Below are 23961 nucleotides of genomic sequence, written 5' to 3' on the forward strand. Positions count from 1 at the left end.
AGTCGGGGTCGCTGTTGTGTTAAGCGCGGCCGCGCATGCTGACGACGCCGATCATGCGCTCGAGTGCAAAGACCGGGTCGCGCCCGCCACCTTTGACGTCGGCATCCGTTTCTGCGAGCATCTGAATGCAGCGGCCGAGCCCTGTGTCGCTCCAGCCTCGCAGGTCTCGCCGGGCCCGATCGACCTGCCAGGGCGCAAGGCCGAACTGCGATGCGAGCTGGCCTGAGCTGCCGTTCGCTCCTGCGATCTTCGCCATTGTGCGCAATTTGCTTGCAAAGGCCGCCACCATCGGCACGGGGTCGGCGCCGGATGCCAACGCATGGCGCAGCGTCACCAACGCCTCGCCGCGCTGACCGGCGATCGCGGCATCCGCGACGGCGAAGGCGTTCGCTTCTACCCTCCCGCCGTAGTATCGATCGACCGTCGCCTCGCTGATCTCGGCGCCAGCATCGGCGATGAGCTGCTGGCAGGCACCGGCGAGCTCGGCCAGATCATCGGCGAATGCACTCGTCAGAGCCCGAAGCGCGCCGGCGCTGATCCTCTTGCCTGCCGTGCGGAACTCAGCCTGCGCGAAGTCGTATCTGTCACTGTCTTTCTTCAGTTCTGCGCACACGATTTCGATGGCGCCGCCACGATCTGTGCGAACAGCGTCGAGCAGTTTCTTACCGCGCACCCCTCCGGAATGCCGAAGCACGACAACGGTGTCCTCAGCAGGTGACACCAGATAGTCGAGAGCGTCGAGCAAGAACGCATCCGTGCATTTCTCGACAGCGTCGACGCGGATCAGCCGTGGTTCCCCGAACAACGATGGGCTGGCCAGCGTGACGAGTTCGCCCGGTGCGTAATCATTCGCCGCAATGTCGCTGACTTCGAGGCTGGGGTCCGCCGCCTTCAGCGCGTCTCGCAGCAGCCGGATCGCTCGATCCGCGAGCACGCTCTGCGTCCCGGAGACGAGAACGACCGGAGCGGGGCGCACCTGATGCCAGGCAAGCTGCGGAATCGCCGGCGCGTTCGCCGTCGTTCTTCCGCTCGTCTTGCCGCGGGGTGCAGGCCCACCCGATCGTGCCGCCACGATGCTCCTCACTGCCTCCCCAAGCCTAGCTGCGACATCCGACGTCAGCGGCGAACACCGGGCACCTGAAGCGCGTCGGACGACACCTGGCGCTGGGTCCAGAGTTCGAGTGTTCCGCCCGCGCTGCTCGACACGAGCGCCAATCCCTGAACGTCAGTACGCACGGCTCGCGCCTGCATCCGCCTGAGAATCCCGAGCAAACGCTCGGTTGGATGCCCATAACTGTTCTTCGCACCGACCGAGATGAGCGCAAGCCGGGCACCGAGCGCCCGGTACAGCCGTTCGCTCTGGTCGGCGGAGCCGTGGTGTGCGACCTTGACAACGTCAACGGACCCCACCCGTCCTGAGCGCAAGAGCGCATCCTGCGCACCCTCATCGAGGTCCCCCAGGAACACCGAGCGGATGCCGCGTCCCGCAAACGAGACCGTCACGCTCCCCTCGTTTCCGGTTTGCATTGTACGCGCCCCCGCGCTCGGCCACAGCACGTGCCATTCGAGCCTTCCCAAGCTCCCGTGATCGCCACTGGCCGCGAACCGCACATCCGCTCCTCCACGTGCGAGAGCATCGACAATGGACTGCCCATGCGCATCAGTGGGTCGGCCGACGAGCGCAATGCCAACGCGCCCGACGACCGCGTCGACCCCTCCGACGTGATCCCTGTCGTAGTGAGTGAGGACCAGCAGGTCGATTCGCGCAACGCCCAGGCTGTCCAGGCAGGCTGTCAACGGCTTCGGCTCCGGGCCGACGTCGACAAGGCCGTGCGCGTCGCCATCCTGCAGAAGAACAGCGTCGCCCTGCCCGATGTCGCAGGCAGCCAGTTGCCAATCCCCCGGCCTGCCCAGGCTGCTGCCCACGCTGGTTGCCACAAAAGCGCCGAGGTAGCATCCGCAGAACACCACTAGAGCAACGCCGGCAACTGCACGCAGCCTGTGTCCGGCACGCCTGGCCTCAATAGCCGGCGGAGCCGGCTTCGTCGACTCCGGGCGCCCTGGGACCGCCACGAAGATGACGATCGCCACCATCAATGCCATCGCTGCCAGACCTGCAGCACCGCCCAACCACGGAAGCTGGCTGGCCGGCAGTGACGCGCACACGTCGGCGACCGCGGCAATCCAGGCGGACGGCAGCCACGCCACCTGCGCGCAGGCATAGCCGATGCCCGGCGCCCACGGCATCAGGAGGCAGGCGATGAGCCCGAGAACCGTCGCGATCGGCGCCGCCGGCTCCGCGAGCAGGTTCGCCCCGACACCGTAAAGCGGCACACTCGGGTTCAGCAGAATGAGCACGGGCTGACAGGCGAGTTGTGCGGCAAGCGGCAGAGCGATCGCGGCGGCCAGGGCGTGCGGCATGTGCCTACCCAGGCTGCGCGCCAACGGCGGCGCGAGCACGAGCAGCCCCGCCGTGGCTAAAACGGACAATGCGAAACCGTAGTCACGCGCCATCCACGGGTCGGCAACCAGCAGCGCAATGACCGCGGCGCAGAGCGCAGGAATGCCCCGCCCAGGCCGACCTGCTGCCATCGAGAACACCACGATCGTCGCCATCACGGCCGCCCGCAGCACACTGGGGCCTGGAGTCACCAGCACGACGAATCCCAGCAGTGCGGTCAGTGCGATCACAACGCGCGTCGTGCGCCCAAGCCCGACCAACCCCGTGACCAGCATCATCACCGCGATCACCACCGCGCAATTCGCGCCGGAAACGGCAGTGAGGTGGCTGAGCGAACTGAGTTTCATCGAGGTGTCGAGCTCATCGCCAACCGCAGACACGTCCCCAATGGACAGGCCGGGAAGCAGCGCTCCGCCGTCACCGGGCAGCGCTCGGGCCGCAGCGGAGAACTGGGCTCGAAGCAGATTCGTCGACGAGAGCACCCCGGTGGCAGGCGCAATCAGGGAAGCTGGCTCGGACGAGTTCAGGAAGAAAGCGCTGCGTTCTTCCGGCGCAGCCGGCCGGAGTGTGCCCTTCAGTGTGACGGTGGCGCCGATGTCGATGCTGCGCTCGGCATCTTCGACACCGCGCGCAGTCACGAGCACCGGCATCCGCCCTGCCACTGTTCCCGCCGCCGAGTCAACCTGGCTCAGAGTTGCTCGAAACCGCACCCGGCCGCCGGCATCGAACGCGCCGCCTCCTGCCGCACGCTGCGGCAGGGAATCCACCTGCGCAACCGCTGTGATCACGTGACTGCCGGGATCGTCCGTGAGCGCAGGCGGTTGTCGTGTCGGCAGCGCGAACGCGATCGCAGACGCCGCGACTGCCGCTGCCGCCAGACAGACCACGATGCCACCGGCCGTTGCGCGGCCACGAGTCTGCGCGCGGGCTGCTGACCGCAGCAGCCACAGCGCTGCCGTGCCGCCGGCCCCGGCCGCCAGCCACAGCACCAGCGCGATGACAGCAGCGGCTTGAGGTATGGCGATCACGACGCCGGCAGCGCCCCAGCAGGCCAGTGCCGGAGCGACCAAGCGCGCGTCGACGGTCGCCGTCATACCGTCACGAGGTCCTTCAGCGCCTCAAACGTCTTGGCACCGATTCCGGAGACCGCCGTCAGATCGTCGACCGTGCTGAAGCGTCCGTTGTCTTTGCGCCACTGCAGAATGCGCGCGGCCAGTGCCGGGCCGACGTGAGGAAGTGTCTGCAATTCGGCCTCACCGGCCGTGTTGAGATTGACCTTGCCGCCCACGGCGCCCCCTGACCCAGTGCTGCGGCCGTCGCCCACCCCCGGCGCAGCCCCGTCCGGCACCGCTTCGGACGCCGGTTCGCCAACCCTCGGTACGACCAGCTGTTCGCCGTCGGACAAAGCACGCGCAAGATTTACGCCGCCCTGATTGGCATCCGCAGTGAATCCCCCAGCCGCGGCGACCGCGTCGACGACACGCGCACCGCTGCTCAGCTGATACAGCCCGGCGTTGTTGACCGCGCCGAGAACGTGAACGTAGAGGATGCCCGGCCGGGCCGAGCCGGTCGGGTGGCCGTTCCCTGCGCCGTTCCCGTCACCGTTCTGGTCGCCGGCCGATGCGGCCTGTCGGGTCTGCGCCGTCACCGCCGCGACGGATTGGCTCCCGCTGCCGGGCGCGAGCAGCGAAATCACCACCGTCACCACGAGGGCTCCGATCAGCAACACGGCCGCCGCACCGATGCCCAACCGCAGCCGGACACTCCGCGAGGCACGGCGCACCCCAGGCGCAAGCAGCGCCAACGTATCGGCGTCGCCAGCCGCATCCGGATCGACCGTCATGCCGGAAGGCTAAACGTCGGCGCGTCACCTCATGCCACCCGGCCGACGATCAGTGCACAGCGCGCTCGTTGTCGTGCCTGTTGAGGCCGAGGGAGCCGACCGCGAAGAGCGACGTTGCGCCGATCCTGTGTAGATCGTGTGAAGATTCTGGGGTTAGGAAGCGCTCGGCTTGGTAACGATGTTGACGAGCCCCGGCGCGCGAACGATGACCGCGGCGATCTGTCGATCTGCGATCGAACGCGCCACGGCTGCGGATGCCTGCGCCAGTGACTCCAGCTTCTCCTGACTGATTTTCGGCGAGACCTCAAGGCGGTCCCGCACCTTGCCGTCAACCTGAACGATTGCGACAACGGATTCCTCGACCAACAAGGCAGGATCCGGCTTGCGCCACTGGGCGAGGGCAACTGTCGGCTGATAACCGAGCAGCTCCCACATGTCCTCCGCGGTGTATGGGGCGAACAGGTTCAACGCCATGGCCGTGATCTCCGCGGCTTCGCGCACCGCGGCATCCGCGGGGCCGGGGCCGGAGTCGATCGCCTTGCGAGTCGCGTTGACGAGCTCCATCAGCCGGGCGACCACAACATTGAATTTGAACTGTTCGACCAGTGCTGGAGCATCTGCGAGGAAGCGATGCGTGACACGGCGCAACGCGATGTCGCCGTTTTTCCACGCGATGTCCGGCGAGCTGGTCACGTCGTGGGCCACGCGCCACGCGCGGCCCAGGAACTTCGCGCTGCCGGCCGCTGAGACGTCTGCCCAGTCGATATCGTCTTCCGGGGGGCCTGCGAACGCAAGTGTGACCCGCAGGGCGTCGGCACCGTGCTGGCGCAGCTCGTCGGCGAATTCGACCAGGTTGCCCTTGCTCTTGCTCATCTTCGAGCCGTCCATGAGCACCATGCCCTGATTCAGCAGGGAGGTGAACGGCTCGGTGAAACTGAGATAGCCGAGATCGAACAGCACCTTCGTGATGAAGCGCGAATAGAGCAGGTGCAGGATGGCATGTTCGACGCCGCCCACGTACTGATCGACGGGCGCCCACTTCTCGACCTCTGCAACATCAAACGCCTGCGTGGCGTCGTGAGAGTTCATGTAGCGCAGGTAGTACCAGGAGCTGTCGACGAACGTGTCCATCGTGTCGCTGTCACGCCGTGCGGGCCCACCACAGGTTGGGCAATCGACGTTGACCCAGTCCTCGGCCGCCCCGAGTGGGCTCGTGCCCTTCGGGCGAAGATCCAGCCCGTCTGCCTTCGGCAGCTCGACCGGCAGCTGATCCTCGGGCACAGGAACGGTGCCGCAGGTCGGGCAATGGATCATCGGGATCGGGGCACCCCAGTAGCGCTGGCGCGAAATCAGCCAGTCGCGCAGGCGGAAATTGCGGGACGCTCCGCCCCGCCCGCTGGTCGCAAGAGCTTCGGTGATTTTCTTGATCGCGTTCACTTTGCTGAGACCGTTGAACGGGCCGGAGTTGATCAGTCGGCCCTCACCGGCCAGCGCAACCCCGGTTGCAGCGGGGTCCAACGGCGGAAGGTCGTCCGGCAGCACGGCCTCACCCGTGACAGGATCGGTCGGAATCACCGGGATCGCACCGGTCACCGGAGCATTCGTGTCGATGACCACGCGCACGGGCAGCCCGAAAGCTCGCGCGAAGTCGAGGTCGCGTTGATCGTGAGCGGGCACACCCATCACGGCACCGTGGCCGTAATCCGCCAAGACGTAGTCTGCCGTCCAAATTGGAATCCGCTCGCCACTCAGCGGATTCACCGCGAACCGTTCGAGGAACACGCCAGTCTTCGGGCGTTCGGTGCTCAGTCGCTCGATGTCGCTGTGCGAGCGCACAGACTTCAGATACTCATCGAACTCACTCTGCACGTGCGCAGACGCACCGGATGCGAGTTCCGCCGCAAGGTCGGAATCGGGCGCGACCACCATGAACGTCGTACCGTAGAGCGTGTCTGGGCGGGTCGTATAGACGGGCACCCGCTCTTCGCGCCCTTCGATGGCGAACTCGACGTCGGCACCCAGCGAACGGCCGATCCAGTTGCGCTGCATGCTGAGCACCTTGCTCGGCCAGGCGCCCTCAAGTTGGTTCAGGTCGTCAAGCAGCCGGTCGCCGTAGTCGGTGACCCGGAAGTACCACTGCGTCAATTTCTTCTTGGTGACCAGGTTGCCGCAACGCTCGCAGTGGCCGTCGACGACCTGCTCGTTCGCGAGGACAGTCTGGTCGAACGGGCACCAATTGACCAGGCCGTCCTTACGGTAGGCCAGTCCTTTTTCGTAGAGTTTCAGAAACAGCCATTGCGTCCACCGGTAGTATTCCGGGTCGCTGGTGTGAAGTTCGCGATCCCAGTCGAACGACGGGGCGTAGATGCGGAAACTCTGTTTCTGCTGCGCGATGTTGCTGTACGTCCAACCGCGTGGATCGATCCCGCGTTTGATGGCCGCGTTCTCGGCTGGCAGGCCGAAGGAATCCCAACCGATCGGGTGCAATACGTTGAAGCCTTGCTGACGCCAATACCGGGCCACGAAGTCACCGAATCCGAACGCTTCGGCGTGTCCCATGTGCAGGTCGCCCGACGGGTAGGGGAACATGTCCAGCACATATTTGCGCGGGCGGGTGTCTGCTGGGTTGTCGGTGCGAAACGGGCGAAGTTTTTCCCAGATCGGCAGCCACTTCTCTTCGATTGCGGCGAAGTCGTAGTGCGCGTCGTCACCGGTTGTGGCGGAATAATGCTCGTGTGCCACGGGGCTCTCAATCTCTGCAACAGCAGGTGCGGGTCTGGGGTCGGCGTGATCGCTTGGGATGCGGCCGCGCCGGTCAGTGACGTGCGGATCCTCCACACGGTGCACTGCGATGGTCACGTCAGCGGCGGCGGTCCACCTCTCAAGATTACTCAAAGTTGCCGACTGCACCGACTATTCGGGCCAGGACCGCTGCTTTCAGGCGAACTTCTGCCAACTCCTCTTCAGGCACGGACAGCGCGGTGATGCCGCCTCCCGCCCCGATCGAGAGCCCGGACGCGTCGGCGACGATGCTGCGGATCACCATGCTCAGTGCGACGCGTCCATCGACGCTGAGCGCTCCGAAGCAGCCGGCATAGACACCGCGCGGCCCACCTTCAAGCGAGTGCAGGATGCGCATCGCACTGAGCTTCGGAGCCCCTGTCATCGATCCGGCCGGAAAGCAAGCACGTACCGCAGCCACGCTGGTCGCACCGTCCGCAAGTTGCGCCTGCACCGTGCTGACCAGCTGGTGCACTTGGGCGTAGCTCTCCACGGTCAACAGATCACGTACCGCGACGCTGCCGAGCCGCGCAACCCGGCCTATGTCGTTGCGCATCAGATCCACGATCATCAGATTTTCGGCACGCTCCTTCTCGCTGCCGAGCAACTCCGCGGCCCACATGGCATCCTCGGCCGCGTTCGCGCCCCGCGGCCGCGTGCCCTTGATCGGGCGCGTGATGATGGTGCCGGCGCGATCGATCGACAGGAATTGCTCAGGAGAAGCGCTCAACACAGACACACCCGCGATTCTCAGATACCCGCCGTTACGCGTCGGGCTTGCCTGCCTCAATGCCAGATACGCTTCGGCCGGATCGACGACGGCATCGATACGCAGCTCGTTGGTGAGGCACAACTGATACGCGTCCCCCCGGGTGATCGCCGCCTGCGCCTGGGCGATCAGGTCGAGGTATTCCTGCGCATTGTGCCGCCAACGGGCGTTGACCGGCGACGTCGGCTCGGTCGGCGCACTGCCGGTCGACGCACTCGGATTTGACGTGCGGGCGCCGATCGGCGCGCCCGCACGCGCGGCGAGCTTACGTCGAGTGGCCTCGATCCAATGCTTTGCACCCGGCCGCGGGGCGGCCGTCAGCGTGATCGACCGGTGGGCATGATCGAAGGCGATGGCACGATCCGCGAACAGCAGCGCGGCATCCGGTGTGCGAGACGCCGCCACCGGCGCACCAGCGGCATCGGCACCTGCCTCGTAGCCGAGCCAGCCGATCCACGCCGGGACGATCGACAGGGCGATTGACGCGTCGTCGCCGCCTACGTCTGCGGCGACTGCCGCCCCTCCGATCTCTCGATCGAGAAAGTCGAAAACTGACTCGTGGCGTTCGCGTGCAAGGCTGCCGTCAGGCGCACGCAGCCTCACGGTGTGCGTGGCAACAGACGCTGTCACGATCGACCGGATCTCCGCACCATCGCGAGCGGCGGCGGCAGCCTCGCCCATGTAGCTGACGCCGTCGGTCGCGGAGACGCCTCGGTCGAGCCAGAACGTGTTATCAACCGACGCGTACAACGCTAAGAAGGCGTCAGCAGGCGCAACCCAACCGTCGATGCGTTCGCGCAGAAGGGACTGCTCCACAGCAAAAGCCTAGAGGGCCTTCCCCACTCGCTCATCCGGTCCTCGGCGTGTGCCCACTCTGCCTACCCGAACAGGTTCTTTTGAGCGAGCCACTGCTTTGCGATGGCGTCAGCCGATTCCTTAGCGGATCCACTGCTCAGCGTGTTCATGGCGATGAGGTCCTGTGTGGTCAGCGCCGCCGAGATCTTGTTGAGCACTGTTGTCACTTTCTCCGTGGCTTTCTTCGAGTTGATCAACGGCACGACGTTTTGCGCCACGATCATGTGCTGAGGATCCGCGAGCGTCACGAAACCGTTGGCTTTGATCGCCGGAGTCGTCGTGAAGATGTCGGCGAGTTGTGCTTGGTTGTCGATAAGCGCCTTCACCGTGTTCGGTCCGCCGCTATCGCTGATCGGCAGAAGCGTTGCACTGACACCGTAGACGGACTTGAGCCCCGGAATCCCATAGGGGCGTTGGCCGAGCTCAGGGTTTCCGGCAACGGTCAACGGAATGTTCAGGCCGGCAAGGTCGGCCAGGCTCTTCACGTTGTTCTTGTCAGAAAACTCCTTCGTCACGTTATATGAGTCGGCGTCTTGCGCGGCGGATTGTTTGAGAACCTCGAATCCCTTGGGCAGCGCATCGTTGAGCGCCGCATACACGTCTTCACTCGACTGTGCCGTCGACTTCGGATCGTAGTTCTGAAGCAGATTTCCGCTGTATTCGGGCACCAGGTCGATTGAGCCGTCTTTCAACGCAGCCAGGTACACCGCCCTCTGGCCGATGTTCAGCTGGGTCTTGACGGTCACGCCGTTTGCAGCCAGCGCCTGCGCATAAATTTGCGCGATGATCTCGTTCTCCGGGAATGCCGCAGAACCCACTGTGACCGTGGTCGATGCGGAGGATCCGGATGCTGCTGTCGTCGTATTGCTCAGCGGGTTGCCTGATGAACACCCGGCGAGAACGAGCGCCCCGACTGCCAGCACACCGCCGGCAATGAGGCCTCTTCTGCCTGCAAACACTCTTTTTGCGAACATAGTTGAACCGTTTCCTTTCGTTTTCAACTGGACTGGTTGTTCGACAGGGCTGCACCTGCCGCCGGGCGACGACGCGAGGTCTTCACCCGTACCTCTGCGACCCGCCCGGCGACAACGCCACGCGGTACGACGAATTTCTGAATCAACGCAAATAGCCCGTCGACCGCGAGGGCGAGAGCGGTGACCAGAATCGATCCGGCCAGCATCTGCGTGTAGTCGAGCACCGGGATCGCGTCATAGATGTAGCGACCCAGACCGCCGAGCGGGAGGATCGCGGCGACCGTCCAGGTTGCGATGACTTGCAGCGCCGCCGACCGAATACCGCCGATGATCAGCGGCGCTGCGAGCGGAATTTCCACGGTAATCAAGATCTGCCACTCCGTCATACCGACGGCCCTCGCCGCGTCGATGATGGTGCGATCAACGGCTTCCAATCCTGCGTACGCCCCCGCCAGAATCGGCGGGAGCGCCAATATGACCAGGGCGATCAGAGGCGGCAACAACCCGATGCCGATGGCAACGCCGAGCAGTGTCACGAGGCCCAAGGTCGGCAGGGACCGCAGGCCACCGGATAACTGCACGGCAATCGTTTTGCCGTGCCCGGTGTGGCCGATCGCCAACCCGGCCGGCAACGCGATCGCCGCCGCGATGACCAGTGTCAGCAGAGTGTATCCGACATGTTCGCCGACGCGGGCCGGGATCCCGTCTGCGCCGACCAAATGCGCCGGATCGACCAGCCACGCGAATGCGGCGAAGAAATTGTTCACGACGCGCTCACCACCACGGACCGAGCAGCACGGGCACGTCTGCGATCGGTGCGCGTTGTGTGCGACCAGGGCATCAGAAAGCGTCCCAGTAGAACCAAGATGACATCGAACACGATCGCGATGATCAGGGTACCGATGATCCCGACCAGGATCTCCTCGGGGAAACTGCGCAGGTATCCGTCGAGAAACAGGTTGCCGAGGCTGCTGACACCGATGATCGACCCGACGCTGACAAGGCTCACCGTGCTGACCGACACGACGCGCACACCGGCGAGCAGCACGGGCCCGGCCAGCGGCAGATCGACGGCCCAGAAGCGCCGCCATCCGGAGAAGCCGACGGCGGTTGCAGACTGCTTGACGTCTCCGTCAACCGCTGCCAGGGCGTCGGCTGTCGTTCTCACCATCAGCGCAAGGCCGTAGATGCTCAGCGCGACGATGACGTTCACGGGGTCGAGGATTTTCGTGCCGATCAGACTTGGCATGGCAACAAACAGGGCCAGCGATGGGATCGTGTACAGCAGCCCGCCGATCGACAGCAGCACACCTCGCGTCGCATGGTAGCGATTCGCGAGCCAGCCGATTGGCACGGATAGTGCGAAGCCGATCAGGATCGGCGGGATGCTCAGCGCCACGTGACTGAGCGTGAGCTGCCAGATCGAGTCGAAGTTCGACCAGAACCAGCTCACGACCCCGCCTCACCCTGCGCCGAAGCACCCGCACCCCGTGAGGGGGCGGCCTTTACCTCGAGAATCCCGGCGGCGCGACCAGCGCCATCGACGACGATCTGACCGCCCGCACTGTCTTCCAGATACAAGGCTCGCTTGCCACGATCGGCGCCGATGAATTTCGCGACGAAGTCGTCTGCGGGTGACGCGAGAATCTCGGCAGGCGTGCCGATCTGGGCAACGACGCCGCCCGTTTTGAAAATGACGATCTGATCGCCGAGCAGAAACGCTTCGTCGACATCGTGCGTCACGAAGACGACCGTTTTGTCGAGGGACCGCTGCAAGCGGGTCAACTCATGCTGCAGTTCGGCCCGCACCAACGGGTCAACGGCACCGAACGGCTCATCCATCAGCAGGATGTTCGGGTTCACTGCGAGTCCGCGGGCAACCCCGACGCGTTGCTGCTGTCCACCGGAGAGTTGCGCCGGATAGCGCTGCGCCAAAGAACGATCCAAGCCGACGACGTCCATCAATTCGAGTGCCTGCGCGCGCGCGTCTCGCCTGGGCACACCCTGCAGGAGCGGCACCGTCGCGATGTTGTCGACGACCCGGCGGTGCGGGAGCAGTCCGGAGTTCTGCATGACATAGCCGATGCTGCGACGCAGCCGAACCGGCTCGAGCGTCGCAACGTCTTGACCGTCGATCTCGACCGTGCCGCTCGTCGCGTCGACCATGCGGTTGATCATCCTCAGGATCGTCGTTTTGCCGCTGCCAGACGAGCCGACGAGAACGGTGATCTTTCGCGACGGGATCACCAAGCTGAAATCGCGGACGGCGACGGTGCCGTCTGCATACCGCTTGGTTACCGATCGGAACTCGATCATGGGTGCTACGGCTCATTCCTCGAGGCGGACTTCGAATCGACACGCGCCATCAGTGCAACTAAGCAGTTTCAACGAACCGCTTCAACTAAACAGCTTCAACTAAACAGCATTTGACCTGATTGGCAAGCCCAATCCGTCACTTGGTGTAATCCTCGCAGCCACCACAGACATTCCCGATCAGCCGAATTTCTTTGCCGGCAGACACCTACCCTGCTGCGGGCACTCCGTCGTAGTACCCGGCCAAGTAGCTGTGCACGACTGCTTGTGCCTCAGCAAGGATGCGTTCGTCCCCCGCCGGGTCGACCGCGAACGCCTGCGTGATCAGCGAATCACCGATCTGCACAGCGATGCCGAGATGGAATGTCAGTTCCTCGCCGGCGGGGAGCCCGTACTCGTCCGCAAGGATCTCTCCGAATCGTTCCGCGAAGAAGTCGGGGCGCGCCTCCGGATCTGGCTCGGCGGCCGCACGCGCGACATCGGTGAATCGGATGATTCGGAATCCGGGCTCTGTGCGATACATCTGAGCGAATGCGACAAGGGCGCACTCGACCGCACCCCACCAGTTCGTCGGTTTTGCACGTCTGATCTCTGCGACGACCGCAAGCCGGTAGCGTCCCTCCGCGCGATCTCTCAGGGCTTGAAGCAGCGCGATCCGATCCGGAAAATAGCGATACACGGTGCCGATCGACGCTTCGGCGTGTTCGGAAACCATCGCCGTCGTCAGTCGATCAATGCCGGTTTCGTCGACAACAAAAGCTGCGGCATCCAACAACGCGTCAATGCGAGCAGCACTTCTTCCCTGAACCGGTTCTGTTCGGACCAGCAGGTTGGACTTCTTGTCGTTCTCCGGGAGTAGGTCATGTAATTGCACGAACGATTGCTCCTTTGCGGGCACGCGCTGGCCATCGCTGTCGGCACCCCTTATGCCGCGCAGCTTCCAACGCACTGTTGCGATCTTAGAACGGGAATGGCTTGAATGCCCAGCTTCCGCGCCGTCAGTGTGCAACCGAGCACCGCGCGGACCGCATTCGTTCGCACAGGTTGACTCATGAAAGACTGGCGTAATGCCTGCCGCCCCGCACAATCACGAGCCCGCTGCGGCGCCCGTCGTGCATCGCGCTGCGCGCATTGAGGATGCTTTCCACGATTTTCGCGCGCGCCGCGCACGAAAACACGGCTATCTGTCGACGATCGTGCCGTATGCGGGCTACGGGGGGCCCTCGTGGGTGCGCGTGCTTGGACGGGTCGTGTTGGTCAAAGAGCCTCGAGCCGGTAGTCGCGCCGAACGCAAATACCGCAAACGCGAGGAGAGTGTTCGCGGCTGGCGCAGCTTCACGAGCGTTCCCGTGGCCGATGTCGTCGTCGAGGTGACGATCGGCGGTGAACTGCACCGCGTGCATCCAGACCGCGGAGGCGTGATCGACGAAGTGATCCCCGTTCAATTGTCGCCGGGTTGGCACACGGCCGTGATGAGGGCATCGGACTCCGGCGGAACATCGCAGGCACCGATCTTCGTGGTGGATCCCTCGACGCGGTTCGGTGTGATCTCCGACGTCGACGACACGGTCATGGTCACGGCCTTGCCCAGGCCGCTGCTGGCGGCCTGGAACACCTTCGTGGTCGACGAGCACGCCCGGGTGCCGACGCCCGGCATGGCCGTGCTTCTGGAACGCCTGACCTCGGGAACACCGGGCACCCCGATGATCTATTTGTCAACAGGCGCATGGAACGTTGCTCCGACACTCACTCGCTTTCTTTCCCGCAACCTGTTTCCCGCCGGCGTGCTGCTCCTGACCGATTGGGGCCCGACGCACGATCGATGGTTCCGCAGCGGCCAAGAGCACAAGCGCGCCAGTCTCGCGCGTCTCGCCGAAGAGTTCCCTCGAGTGCGCTGGCTGCTCGTCGGTGACGACGGGCAGCACGACGAGAGCCTCTACAGTGAGTTCGAGCGCAACAATCCGCACAGTGTGGCCGCCGTCGCCATCCGGCAACTCTCCACCAGCGAGGCAGTGTGGGCGGGCGGGCGTTCGAACGCCCAGGAACACGCCGATTCCGGTGATGTTCCTTGGGTTTACGCACCGGACGGCGCCGGGTTGCTGGATCAATTGACCGCGCGCGGCGTGCTGGACTGAGTCGATGGCGACTAAGGTGTCCGCGGCCGACCTGTTGCGCTTTCGCCTGCAGGCGCACGGCTTGACCGGTGAGCCGGCGGCTTCGGTCGAAGCGGTCGCACACCGGATGCTCGCCGTGCAGGCGCAGGACCTCGGACAGGCGGGCTGGGGGCTGGGAATCCGCACCGCAGCGGCGAGGGCGGACGACGTCGCGGCGGCGTTCTCCTCCGGTGCGCTGGTGCGATCCTGGCCGATGCGCGGAACACTGCATATCGTTCCCGCCCGCGAACTTGGTTGGATGCTCGAACTCACCACACCGCGGATGCTTGCACGCACCGCGACCCGCCGCAGCCAGCTCGGACTCGGTGAGGACACCCTCGAACGCGCGCGTGCGGTGATGGTCGATGCCTTGTGCGGAGGCAAACGGTTGAATCGCGCCGGCGCGCTGCGGGCGTTCGAACAGGCCGGCATTGCGACGGACGGCCAGCGCGGATACCACCTGATCTATTTCCTGGCGCAGACAGGAACCCTGGTTTGGGGCCCGCCCGACGCCAACCAGCAAGCGTTGGTGCTGCTGCAGGAGTGGGTACCGAATCCGCTGCCACTGAGCGAGGAGGCCGCGTTGACTCGGTTCCTCGTCGGATATCTTGCAGGGCACGGGCCGGCAACTGTGAAAGACTTCGTGTGGTGGACGAATCTCACGGTGGCGCAAGCCCGCACCGCTCGGGCTGCGGCCGGTGCTGAAATCGCCGACCTCGAGTGCAACGGCATCCGCTATCTGGTGCCGGCGGCGTTGCCCGATACCGTTGTGGCCGCCGGACGCGCCGACAATTCGGTGCACGCGCTGCCGGGTTTCGATGAGTATGTCCTCGGCTATCAAGACCGCTCGCCTGTGGTGGACGCAGAATTCGCGGCGCGACTGATCCCCGGCGGCAACGGCATCTTCCGGCCCACGATCCTTTCTCGAGGTCGCGCGGTCGGCACCTGGCAGCGACCCACCGCCACGGGAGCGGCAGGATTCACCGTCGATCCGTTCACGATGTTGAGCGCTCGAGAACAGACAGCGTTCCAGTCGTCCGCCACTAGGTTCCTTCACTATCGGGCCGACTGAGCTAGCGCTGCCCCCTGAGCCGCCTGGGCCACGGCTACCCTGAAGAGGTGAAATTCGCCCAGGCACTGCGCGCCGCATCCCGCGTGCCCTTCCTGCAGACCGCGAAAGCCGCCGTGGCCACCGTCGCAGCATGGCTAATCGCCTCGGCCCTCCTCCCGGAACAGGTGCCGGTGTTTGCCGCGATCGCGGCGCTTCTGGTCGTGCAGCCGAGCGTGAACCAGTCGTTCGGCAAGGCCGTCGAGCGTACGATCGGCGTGATCGTCGGCGTCTTGGTCGCCTACGTCGTCATCGTGGTCTTCGGCCGGAGCAGCTGGGCGGTGCTTCTCGCGATCGTGGTTGCGATTTTCATCGCCTGGGCACTGCGACTGACCGTCGGCACCGCCAATCAGGTGCCGATCAGTGCGATGCTGGTGCTTTCGATCGGCGCGACGAATCCGGATTACGCGTTCAATCGCATCATTGAGACAATGATCGGGGCCGCAATCGCGATCATTGTCAATCTGGTGATCGTCGCTCCGATCCTGCTGGCCCCGGCACAGGATGCCGTGCGAGCGCTGACCGAGGAGCTCGCCGCAACGCTCGAGCGTCTTGCCGGCGCTCTCGTCGCGCCGCAGACCACGGCCGAACTCGCCGAAATGCTGCTGACCGCGCGGCTGCTGCGTCCCATGCAGGTCAGGGCGCAAACGACGCTGACCCAGGCTGAGGAAAGCCTGACGTTCAACCCGCGTGGTTCCAAGCACAAGCGAACGCTCGGCGGCGAACAAGAGCTGTTCGCCCGGATGCCAGCACTCGTGACGCGCGCCCTCGGCATGACGCGCGCCGTGCACGACCACTATGACGACAGCCTGCGCTCTGAGCCGACCGTCAAGGCGATCGCAGACGAACTATCGCGGGCCGCGCACGATCTGCGGCTGATCGCCGCGCACGCGACGGAGGCGACGGCCGCGGCGGCGCAGCCTGCCGCCGGGGCACCGATCGAACCAGAGGACCTGGAATTGACCGCACCGCTGATCATCACGACACCACACCCACAGCACTGGGTGCTGCTCGGCTCTCTGCTGGAGGACCTGCGCCGCATTCACGAGGAGATCGTCGGAAGCTCCGGTTAGGGCCGTCATCAATGCTGCGCCGAACCGAGCGTCAACCGGGCGAGCAGCAACATGCGGGCATCCTCATCGAGTTGACGCAGGGAGATCCGCCCGGACTGAACCGCCGCCACGATGTCTGCGATCACTCGGGCCGGATCGATGCCGTCTTGCGCAACACTCGCACCGGTTACGAACAGGAGCATTGTGTTACCGGCGGCGAGCGCCGCGATCGCGTTCTCAGAAGGGTTCTGATACTGAGGCAGCCCGGTGTCCTGCAGCATTCGCAGGTCGTCGGTGATGGTGATTCCGTCGAACCCGAGTTGTTGACGCAGAATCTCGTGCCAGCGCACGGACAGACTGGCCGGCTGAGCATCGACCGCGCTGTAGACGAGGTGGCCGAACATGACGATCGGGGCTCCGGCAGCGATGCCCGCCGCGAACGACGGCGCATCCCGCACGCTCCAGTTGGCAAGGGAGAGGGCCGTCGTCGGAATCGTGCGATGCGAATCTGCTTCGGTCTCACCATGGCCGGGAAAATGTTTGAGCGTGCTGAGGACTTTTCCCCGCTCTGCTGTCACCGCGGCAGCGACGCGAGCGGAGGCATCCGCCGGGTTCGTTCCGAGCACACGGTCGTAGATGAACGAGTTCGTGTCCGCGGTGACATCCGCGACAATCCCGAAATTCACGCTTACACCAGCCTGCTGGAGGAACGCCGCCCGCTGGCTGAAAGCATCCGTCGTCGCCGGCACCGCGAGGCTCTTGAGCGCGTCGGCGCCGGGCGCAGTGTCCCAGGGAAGACGCGTGACGTCTCCGCCTTCCTCGTCGATACCGAGAAGCACAGGAAGCGCCGGATCAGCACTGATCGCTTGCGTTTGCGCGAGCAGGGCGCCCGGTGACGACGGAATGTTGTCGCCCATCAGGATCAGCCCGCCCAGCCCGTATTGGTCGACGAAGGCGCGCAGCGCTGCGGCGTCTGTGCCGGGCGCGTGCAGCATCAGCAGGCTGGCCACCTTTTGCGGCAGAGTCATGTTCGCCAAGCGTTCCTCGGCCGCCTCCGCGATCGGATCGCGCGGCGCAGGGGTCACGGTCGGGCTCGCCGTCGGGGTGGGCGAGACTGCGCTGTGCTCAGTCGACTTGGCAACTCCGCCGCAGCCGGCCAACAGGCCGAGTAGCACAACAGAGGCTGCCAGCCGCAGCGCTGGTGCCGTGCCCGTTCGGGGAGTGCGCATGACGCAAATCGTATCCCGTTGCCGTGTTACCCCTTGACGGCGCCGCCTAAGCCGCCTCCGCTCAGGAAGGTGCGTTGGAAGATCAGGAAGATGACAACCGGGATGAGTGTAGCGATCGCCAGGGCAGCCAGGTAGACGCCGAGATCGGTGCTCGATTGGATCTGCGGCAATCGCACAGACAACGGCTGCACGGAGATGTCGGTGAGCACCAGATTCGGCCACAGAAAATCCGCCCAGGCCGCCGTGATCGCAAAAACGGAAACGACACCGAGGATCGGCTTCGACATCGGCAGCACGACCGAGAAGAAGAGCCGGAAGGTGCCTGCCCCGTCGGTCTGGGCGGCCTCGAACACCTCCCGCGGCAAACTGTCGAAGAACCGCATCACCAACAGCACATTGAAGGCGCTCGCCCCCGCAGGCAGCCAGACTGCCCAGTAGGTGTTGATCATCGAGACGCCGATCACCGGTGGGTGCAGAATCGTCAGATAGAGCGGCACGAGTAATACGACAGCGGGAACAAACAGGGTGGCAAGCACCAGCCCGCTGACGAACTTCGCATATTTTGGCCTCAGCACAGACAGCACGAAGCCGCCGGTCGTTGCGACCAGCAATTGCACGGCCCACTCTCCTGCTGCCATCGCGATCGTGTTGAAGAAGAAATCACCGATGTGCACATCGTTCCAGGCCTTCGAGAGGTTGGACCAATCGATCCCGTGCGGGAACAAGGCAAGCGGCTGCGTCAGTGTGTCCTGCGTTGGAGTCACAGCTGATTTCAGCAGCCACAGCAGCGGGAGCAGGCCGGCGATGATCAGCAGGATCAGCAGCACGACGTGCAGACCGCCGCCGAGTACGCGGATCGGCGGCCGGCGCCAGTCCGTGGTCGACAGGATGCCGCGATCCGGCTCCGGCGCGCCGGCCCCGCTCCTGCGCCGGTCGACGCGCCGATGCGTGCGCCCGCGCCCGTTCGCGATGCTTGGGCCGCCGGGCGGTTCTGCGTTCAGAAAGCTGGTGGTCAATTGTCACTCCATCTTGCCGTGACTCGGAAGTACACGATCGACAGCACGGCGAGGAAGATCGCCAGCATCAGGCTCAGCGCGGTCGCCTCTCCGTAGGCTCCCCCGAGACTGTTGGTGAACGCATACTGATAGATCAACAGCAGAATCGTCGTCGTCGAATTGACCGGCCCGCCCGAGGTGAATAGATACGGCTGAAGGAACACCTGTGTGGTTGCGATGATCTGCAGAATCAACGTGATGAACAAGATGCCGCGCAACTGCGGCAACGTGACATGCCAGATCTTCGTCCAGATGCCGGCGCCGTCGGCCTCGGCCGCGTCATGGAGTTCCGGTGAGACGGAGGTCAGCGCCGCAAGATAGATGATGATGGCGCCACCGGCTCCTGCCCACGTCGCCTGCAGCACGAGGGAGGGCATTGCTGTCGTCACAGACTGGATCCAGGGCTGCGGGGGGATGCCGAACAGGCCGAGAATACTATTGAAGACGCCGGTCGGGCCTGCGTCATAGAAAACCTTCCACAGCAGCACGGCGACGACCGGTGGGATGATCACCGGCAAATATGCCAGCGCACTGTACAGTCCCTTCATCCGTTTGACTTCGCTCATCAGCACGGCGACGACCAGCGGGAGCGGATAGCCGAACAAGAGCGCCAGGAGCGCGAAATAGCCGGTGTTGCGCACCGCGAGCCAGAACACGGGATCGTTGAAGACCGCGACGAAGTTGTCCCAGCCGACGAACACCGCGGGCGTCACCAGGTTGGTCTTCTGGAAGCTCATGATCACCGACTGCACGATCGGGTTCCATGAGAAGACACCGAAGATGATCAGCAGTGGCAACAGGAACAGCAGCGTGGTCAGCCCGCCGCGTTGTACCCACGTGATCGGGTTGTGGTGCCGCGTCGCTCGCGTCACCGGCGCACCCGTTCGAGGGGCGGCATCGGGATCGCTTGCCCCGAAGCGTGTGGGGGAAGTCGTCGAGACAGCCATTGTGTCGTCGTCCTTCGGTCGGGATGCGGCCACGGGCCGCCGGAGGTGTGCTCCAGCGGCCCGAATGCCGCAGCCGGGCTACTACTTGCTGTCTGCGTCGATCAGCGCCTGGATCTTAGTATCGACGCCCTTCAGCAGGGTGTCGACGTTCGGATTCTGCTGGGTGAGAACGGCTTGAACGACCGAATCCAGCGCTGCGTACAGATCCTGCGTGTGTGCGGAGGGCTCCGGAACGATCTTCTGATTCCAGATTCCATCGGTGAACGGCTTCACGTTGCTCACCGGCACGTTCACGTATGGCGCGATCCACTGCTGATTCTGCTGCCAGGTGGCCTTGTCGAACACCGGCAGGGTCGGAGCACCAACAGCCTGCTTGCCTGCGGCAAGGGTCTTCGCGTTCGACACGGCGGCCGACTTGTCCACGCTCGGCTGGGTGCGGTAAAAGTCGATCCACTTGACGGAGGCGGCGATTTGCGCAGGCGTGTCCTTCACGTTGACGACGTCGACGTTGCCGCCGGAGAGGATTCCGGCATTCGCGTTCGACGAGTCGACCGGGAAGGTGGTCACCCCATACGTGCTCGGATCGACACCGTTGGCCTGCATGAGCGAACCGACGACATCCGAACCGCTCATGTACATCGCGATCTTGCCTGAGGCGAAGCCCTGGTTGATTCCACTCCAATCCCACAGGAAGTTACTGCCCATCGAGTTGTCGTTCCAGCGCAGGTCATGCAACCAGCTCAGCGCCTGCTTGGTCTGAGCATTGTCGGTGTTGACCGTCACCTTGCCGCCCGAACCGACCGTCTCCAGCCGCCCGCCGAGCGAGTAGGTGTTCGTCGAAAGCTCCCACCCGCCGGTGTTGCCCGTCGTCATCTGCATGTAGCCTGCGACGCCTGGAAGCTTCTGCGAGATGATCTTGGCATCCTGCCGGATCTCGTCAAGAGTCGTCGGAGGCTTGTTCGGGTCGAGGCCGGCCTTGGTGAACAGGTCCCGGTTGTATGACAACGCCATGGCGTACGGACCCCAGGGGATGCCGTAGATCTTGCCGTTGTTGCCGGTGGCAACGGTGAGCACATTCGGATTCCACTTCTTCGCCGTGCTGGTCTCGTTGAATGGCTTGGTGATGTCTGCCAGCTGGCCGTTGTTCGCGAGGGTCTTGGAATCTGTGAACGGCACGTTGAACACATCAGGCAGGGTTCCACCCGCGAGCTCAGCCGCAAAAGTCGTGCCGGTCCACTGATATTCGATCGCCTTCACCTTGATCGTCGGATTCAGCTTCTCGAATTCCTTGACCCGTGCCGCGAGCGCGGTCAGGGCGTCAGCGGTCGATCCAGGCAGCACAGGGGCGACGACAAGATTGACCGTTCCACTGCTGTCGCTGCCGCCGCTACTGCACCCGCTGAGGAGTGCGGCGCTAGCGAGCGCAACGGTTGCGATCGCTATGGCCTTTCTGCGTGACGTCATCGTCATATTCCTTTCGATGTTCTACAGGGATTTGTACAGGGTTTTTTCGTATCGGGTTTTTTCGTATCGGGATTATTGGTGGGGCGTTCGCGACTGAGTGGTGCGTTCGTCGCGGTTCTCCGGCGGCTCCTGCTGTGTTCGTAGCCATGCCGTGGAGTCTGGGGGCAGTAATCCGTTCTCGAGTGGATTGCTGCAAAGGAGGATGCTGACATGTTCGGGCAGCGCCACGCCGTGCGCTGAAAGGTTGGTCACGTTGAGAAATCGAGGCCCGCGCCGAAACTGGAGCACGTCGGTGTCGCTGTCGATCCACGCGAATGGGCCGTCACCGAGCGCCGGATTCTGTCGCCGGATTCGGAGCGCCTCCCGGTACAGCCACAACATCGATGAGGTGTTGCTCAGTTGCGCCTCAGCCGTGAGACGCGCCCATGCGGCCGGCTGTGGCAGCCACGGTGCGCTCTCGGCGCCCATCGGGCTGAAACCATACGGGGGGTGGATGCCCCGCCACGGCAGCGGAACGCGGCATCCGTCTCGGCCGGGGTCGATGCCGCCTGACCGAAAGTGCATCGGATCCTGCAGGCGATCCAGGGGAATGTCCTCAACCTCAGGCAGACCGAGTTCGTCGCCCTGGTAGATGTAGAGCGATCCGGGCAGTGCCGCGGTCAGCAGAGCTGCCGCACGCGCCCGGCGCTGCCCGATGGTCAGGTTGGTCGGCGTGCCTCTGCGCTTTTTCGCGAACGAGAACGACGTGTCGTCGCGCCCGTAACGGGTCACCGGCCGGGTCACGTCGTGATTGGACAGCACCCAGGTCGACGGTGCCCCGACCGGGGCGTGCGCGCGCAGAGTCTCGTCGATGGAATCGCGGAACTCGCGCGCATCCCAGGGTCTGGATAAGAAGTCGAAGTTGAATGCCGTGTGCAGTTCGTCTGTTCGCAGATACTTGGCGAACCGGTCGATATCCGGCAACCAGATTTCGCCGACCAGCACCCGAGCACCGGGGTAGCTGTCTGCAACGGCCCGCCAGCCACGATAGATATCGTGGAGTTCGTCGCGATCCTGGTTGGGGTGTTCCCCTGGACCAGGTGTGTCTGACAGCTCCGGCAACGCGGCGTCTTTGACAAGAAGGGCCGCCGAATCGATGCGGACGCCGGCGACACCACGGTCGAACCAGAATCGCAGAATGTCCTCGTGTTCTCGTCGTACATCCGGATGATTCCAGTTGAGGTCGGGCTGCTGCGGCGTGAACAGGTGCAGGTACCATTCTCCCGGTGTTCCATCGGGGTTCGTGGTCCGCGTCCAGGTGTCGCCCGAGAAGTTCGACACCCAGTGGTTCGGCATCTCATTGCCGTCTGGGCCGAGCCCCTGGCGAAACCAGAAGCGTTGTCGTGCCGGCGAACCCGGTCCGGCCGCGAGCGCCTCGCGGAACCACGGGTGTTCGGCTGACACGTGATTCGGAACGACGTCGATGATGGTGCGGATGCCGAGCTCGAGCGCGTCTGTGATCAGCGCCTCTGCCTCTTCCAGGGTTCCGAACGCTGGATTGATCTGCCGATAGTCTGCGACGTCGTATCCGCCGTCGGCCAGGGGCGACACATACCACGGGTTGAACCAGATTGCGTCGACTCCGAGGTCTTTGAGGTAGCCCAGTCGACTGCGCACTCCGGCGAGGTCTCCGGTGCCGTCTCCGTTGGCATCCGCGAAGCTGCGGATGTAGATCTGGTAGATCACCGCGTCGCGCCACCACAACGGGTCAGCGCGGCTCGGCGACGGCAGTGCTTTCAGCATCGAGAGGCTCACACAGCGAAAGTACAGTTCTCGACGAAATGACGCAAGAACTAAACAAAGAGTAATTCTCTTGCGTTAAATTGCGCAATCGAGCATCGAGTTGCGCTGCACTTATGCGCGCAACGGCGCCGTCGATCCGCGTACGACCAACTCGGGTTCGAACAGAAACTCGTCTGCGCTCGCCGAGTCGCTTGAGATTTGCCGGATCAGCAGTTCAATGATCATCTTGCCCATGGTCTCGATCGGCTGCCGCACGGTCGTCAGCGGCGGTTCCGTGCAATTCATCAGGGCGGAGTCGTCGTAGCCGATGATCGAGACGTCTCGCGGAACACTCAGGCCTGCCCGCCGTGCTGCACGGATCGCGCCGAGCGCCATCGGATCGCTCGCACAGACGATCGCCGTGACCCCTGCCGCGAGCAGCCGCGACGCCGCCACCTGGGCGGCCTCGAGCGAATACAGCGAGGTCGTGATCTGGTCGTCGTCCAGCACGACACCCCAGCCCGCCGCGATACTGCGTGCGGCTGCGAGTTTGCGCAGAGACGGCTCGTGGTCGCGCGGGCCAAGCAGGAATCCGAGCCGTGTGTGTCCCAGCTGGCGTAGGTGATTCATCGCCTGTTCCGTTGCCACGGCGTCGTCGCACGACACTGTGGCGAACCGAAGACTCCTCACCGGTGCGTTCACCAGCACGGTCGGGAGCTTCAGTTCGGACAAGCGCCGATAGTGGTCGTGCGACGCATCGCGTTGCGCGTATGCACCACCGACGAACACCACCCCGGAAACTTGCTGTTGCAATAGCAGCTCGACGTAGTCCGCCTCGGTGATTCCTCCTGCGGTTTGGGTGCAGAGCACCGGGGTGTAGCCGTTCTGCGCGAGTGCGCCGCCGATCACCTCGGCGAATGCCGGGAAGATCGGATTCTGCAGCTCCGGAAGCACCAGGCCGACCAACCGGGCGCGGCCACCGCGCAACTTGGTGGGCCGCTCGTAGCCGAGCACGTCCAGCGCCGTCAGAACGGCCTTGCGGGTGGCGTCGGAAACGCCAGGCTTCTCGTTGAGCACGCGGCTGACCGTTGCTTCACTGACGCCGACCTTGCGCGCAACTTCTGCGAGGCGTTTTGACATGAGACCATGCTACGCAACTTCTTGCGGCCGTGTGCAACTTCTTGACAACCGCGGTG

General features: G+C 64.3%; 19 protein-coding genes. 3 read left to right on the top strand and 16 right to left on the bottom strand.

The window, feature by feature from the left end:
• Positions 1–19 precede the first annotated feature (19 nt).
• From holA to QU604_RS11830, 10 genes are all read right to left on the bottom strand, one after another.
• Positions 20–1072 (bottom strand): DNA polymerase III subunit delta, encoded by a 1053-nt coding sequence (gene holA, locus QU604_RS11785; RefSeq protein WP_308464826.1) that lies wholly within the window; start codon positions 1070–1072, stop codon positions 20–22.
• A 44-nt stretch (positions 1073–1116) separates the two neighbouring features.
• Positions 1117–3555 (bottom strand): ComEC/Rec2 family competence protein, encoded by a 2439-nt coding sequence (locus tag QU604_RS11790; RefSeq protein ID WP_308464827.1) that lies wholly within the window; start codon positions 3553–3555, stop codon positions 1117–1119.
• A complete protein-coding gene (locus QU604_RS11795; protein ID WP_308464828.1) occupies positions 3552–4304 on the bottom strand; it encodes a ComEA family DNA-binding protein in 753 nt (250 codons plus the stop codon). The genes QU604_RS11790 and QU604_RS11795 overlap by 4 nt, the downstream gene beginning before the upstream one ends.
• A gap of 153 nt (positions 4305–4457) precedes the next feature.
• Positions 4458–7046, bottom strand: coding sequence for a leucine--tRNA ligase (leuS, locus tag QU604_RS11800; RefSeq protein WP_308464829.1), 2589 nt, complete (start codon positions 7044–7046; stop codon positions 4458–4460).
• A 145-nt stretch (positions 7047–7191) separates the two neighbouring features.
• A complete protein-coding gene (locus QU604_RS11805; RefSeq protein ID WP_308464830.1) occupies positions 7192–8670 on the bottom strand; it encodes an anthranilate synthase component I family protein in 1479 nt (492 codons plus the stop codon).
• A 62-nt stretch (positions 8671–8732) separates the two neighbouring features.
• The gene (locus QU604_RS11810; protein WP_308464831.1) at positions 8733–9683 is read right to left on the bottom strand and encodes an ABC transporter substrate-binding protein; all 951 of its coding nucleotides are present in this window, start codon (positions 9681–9683) and stop codon (positions 8733–8735) included.
• Positions 9684–9706: 23 nt separating this feature from the next.
• The gene (locus QU604_RS11815) at positions 9707–10450 is read right to left on the bottom strand and encodes an ABC transporter permease (protein ID WP_308464832.1); all 744 of its coding nucleotides are present in this window, start codon (positions 10448–10450) and stop codon (positions 9707–9709) included.
• Positions 10447–11136, bottom strand: coding sequence for an ABC transporter permease (locus QU604_RS11820; RefSeq protein WP_308464833.1), 690 nt, complete (start codon positions 11134–11136; stop codon positions 10447–10449). The genes QU604_RS11815 and QU604_RS11820 overlap by 4 nt, the downstream gene beginning before the upstream one ends.
• Entirely contained in the window at positions 11133–11999 is an 867-nt protein-coding gene (locus tag QU604_RS11825; RefSeq protein WP_308464834.1) for an ABC transporter ATP-binding protein, read from the bottom strand. The genes QU604_RS11820 and QU604_RS11825 overlap by 4 nt, the downstream gene beginning before the upstream one ends.
• Before the next feature lie 205 nt (positions 12000–12204).
• Entirely contained in the window at positions 12205–12870 is a 666-nt protein-coding gene (locus QU604_RS11830) for a TetR/AcrR family transcriptional regulator (protein ID WP_308464835.1), read from the bottom strand.
• Between the two features lie 193 nt (positions 12871–13063).
• Here QU604_RS11830 and QU604_RS11835 point away from each other — a divergent pair, with 193 nt between their 5' ends.
• From QU604_RS11835 to QU604_RS11845, 3 genes are read left to right on the top strand one after another with little or no spacing between them, the layout of a single operon-like run.
• The gene (locus QU604_RS11835; protein ID WP_308464836.1) at positions 13064–14131 is read left to right on the top strand and encodes an App1 family protein phosphatidate phosphatase; all 1068 of its coding nucleotides are present in this window, start codon (positions 13064–13066) and stop codon (positions 14129–14131) included.
• A 4-nt stretch (positions 14132–14135) separates the two neighbouring features.
• Positions 14136–15221: a winged helix DNA-binding domain-containing protein gene (locus QU604_RS11840; RefSeq protein ID WP_308464837.1), complete on the top strand. Its 1086-nt coding sequence runs from the start codon at positions 14136–14138 to the stop codon at positions 15219–15221.
• Positions 15222–15268: 47 nt separating this feature from the next.
• Positions 15269–16330 (top strand): FUSC family protein, encoded by a 1062-nt coding sequence (locus QU604_RS11845; RefSeq protein ID WP_308464838.1) that lies wholly within the window; start codon positions 15269–15271, stop codon positions 16328–16330.
• An 8-nt stretch (positions 16331–16338) separates the two neighbouring features.
• Here the strand turns inward: QU604_RS11845 and QU604_RS11850 are convergent, their stop codons facing one another.
• The 6 genes from QU604_RS11850 to QU604_RS11875 form a co-directional block, all read right to left on the bottom strand.
• Positions 16339–17538 (bottom strand): glycoside hydrolase family 3 N-terminal domain-containing protein, encoded by a 1200-nt coding sequence (locus QU604_RS11850; RefSeq protein ID WP_308464839.1) that lies wholly within the window; start codon positions 17536–17538, stop codon positions 16339–16341.
• Positions 17539–17564: 26 nt separating this feature from the next.
• Positions 17565–18554, bottom strand: a complete 990-nt coding sequence (locus tag QU604_RS11855; protein ID WP_409349962.1) for a carbohydrate ABC transporter permease — start codon at positions 18552–18554, stop codon at positions 17565–17567.
• Positions 18551–19540 carry a carbohydrate ABC transporter permease gene (locus QU604_RS11860; protein ID WP_308464840.1) on the bottom strand — a complete coding sequence of 330 codons (990 nt, stop codon included), beginning with the start codon at positions 19538–19540 and terminating at the stop codon, positions 18551–18553. The genes QU604_RS11855 and QU604_RS11860 overlap by 4 nt, the downstream gene beginning before the upstream one ends.
• A gap of 81 nt (positions 19541–19621) precedes the next feature.
• Positions 19622–21004: an extracellular solute-binding protein gene (locus QU604_RS11865; RefSeq protein WP_308464841.1), complete on the bottom strand. Its 1383-nt coding sequence runs from the start codon at positions 21002–21004 to the stop codon at positions 19622–19624.
• A gap of 72 nt (positions 21005–21076) precedes the next feature.
• A complete protein-coding gene (locus tag QU604_RS11870) occupies positions 21077–22786 on the bottom strand; it encodes a glycoside hydrolase family 13 protein (protein ID WP_308468912.1) in 1710 nt (569 codons plus the stop codon).
• 111 nt (positions 22787–22897) lie between these two features.
• The gene (locus tag QU604_RS11875; RefSeq protein WP_308464842.1) at positions 22898–23905 is read right to left on the bottom strand and encodes a LacI family DNA-binding transcriptional regulator; all 1008 of its coding nucleotides are present in this window, start codon (positions 23903–23905) and stop codon (positions 22898–22900) included.
• Positions 23906–23961: the final 56 nt, after the last annotated feature.

It is taken from the genome of Rathayibacter sp. SW19, from assembly GCF_030866825.1.
Classification (GTDB): Bacteria; Actinomycetota; Actinomycetes; order Actinomycetales; family Microbacteriaceae; genus Rathayibacter_A; species Rathayibacter_A soli.

Excerpts from the sequence above, each read along its gene's own strand:
- QU604_RS11790 (WP_308464827.1), bottom strand. The coding sequence starts at position 3,555 with ATGACGGCGACCGTCGACGCGCGCTTGGTCGCTCCGGCACTGGCCTGC.
- QU604_RS11795 (WP_308464828.1), bottom strand. The coding sequence starts at position 4,304 with ATGACGGTCGATCCGGATGCGGCTGGCGACGCCGATACGTTGGCGCTG.
- QU604_RS11810 (WP_308464831.1), bottom strand. The coding sequence starts at position 9,683 with ATGTTCGCAAAAAGAGTGTTTGCAGGCAGAAGAGGCCTCATTGCCGGC.
- QU604_RS11825 (WP_308464834.1), bottom strand. The coding sequence starts at position 11,999 with ATGATCGAGTTCCGATCGGTAACCAAGCGGTATGCAGACGGCACCGTC.
- QU604_RS11835 (WP_308464836.1), top strand. The coding sequence starts at position 13,064 with ATGCCTGCCGCCCCGCACAATCACGAGCCCGCTGCGGCGCCCGTCGTG.
- QU604_RS11840 (WP_308464837.1), top strand. The coding sequence starts at position 14,136 with ATGGCGACTAAGGTGTCCGCGGCCGACCTGTTGCGCTTTCGCCTGCAG.
- QU604_RS11850 (WP_308464839.1), bottom strand. The coding sequence starts at position 17,538 with ATGCGCACTCCCCGAACGGGCACGGCACCAGCGCTGCGGCTGGCAGCC.
- QU604_RS11860 (WP_308464840.1), bottom strand. The coding sequence starts at position 19,540 with ATGGCTGTCTCGACGACTTCCCCCACACGCTTCGGGGCAAGCGATCCC.
- QU604_RS11865 (WP_308464841.1), bottom strand. The coding sequence starts at position 21,004 with ATGACGTCACGCAGAAAGGCCATAGCGATCGCAACCGTTGCGCTCGCT.
- QU604_RS11870 (WP_308468912.1), bottom strand. The coding sequence starts at position 22,786 with ATGCTGAAAGCACTGCCGTCGCCGAGCCGCGCTGACCCGTTGTGGTGG.
- QU604_RS11875 (WP_308464842.1), bottom strand. The coding sequence starts at position 23,905 with ATGTCAAAACGCCTCGCAGAAGTTGCGCGCAAGGTCGGCGTCAGTGAA.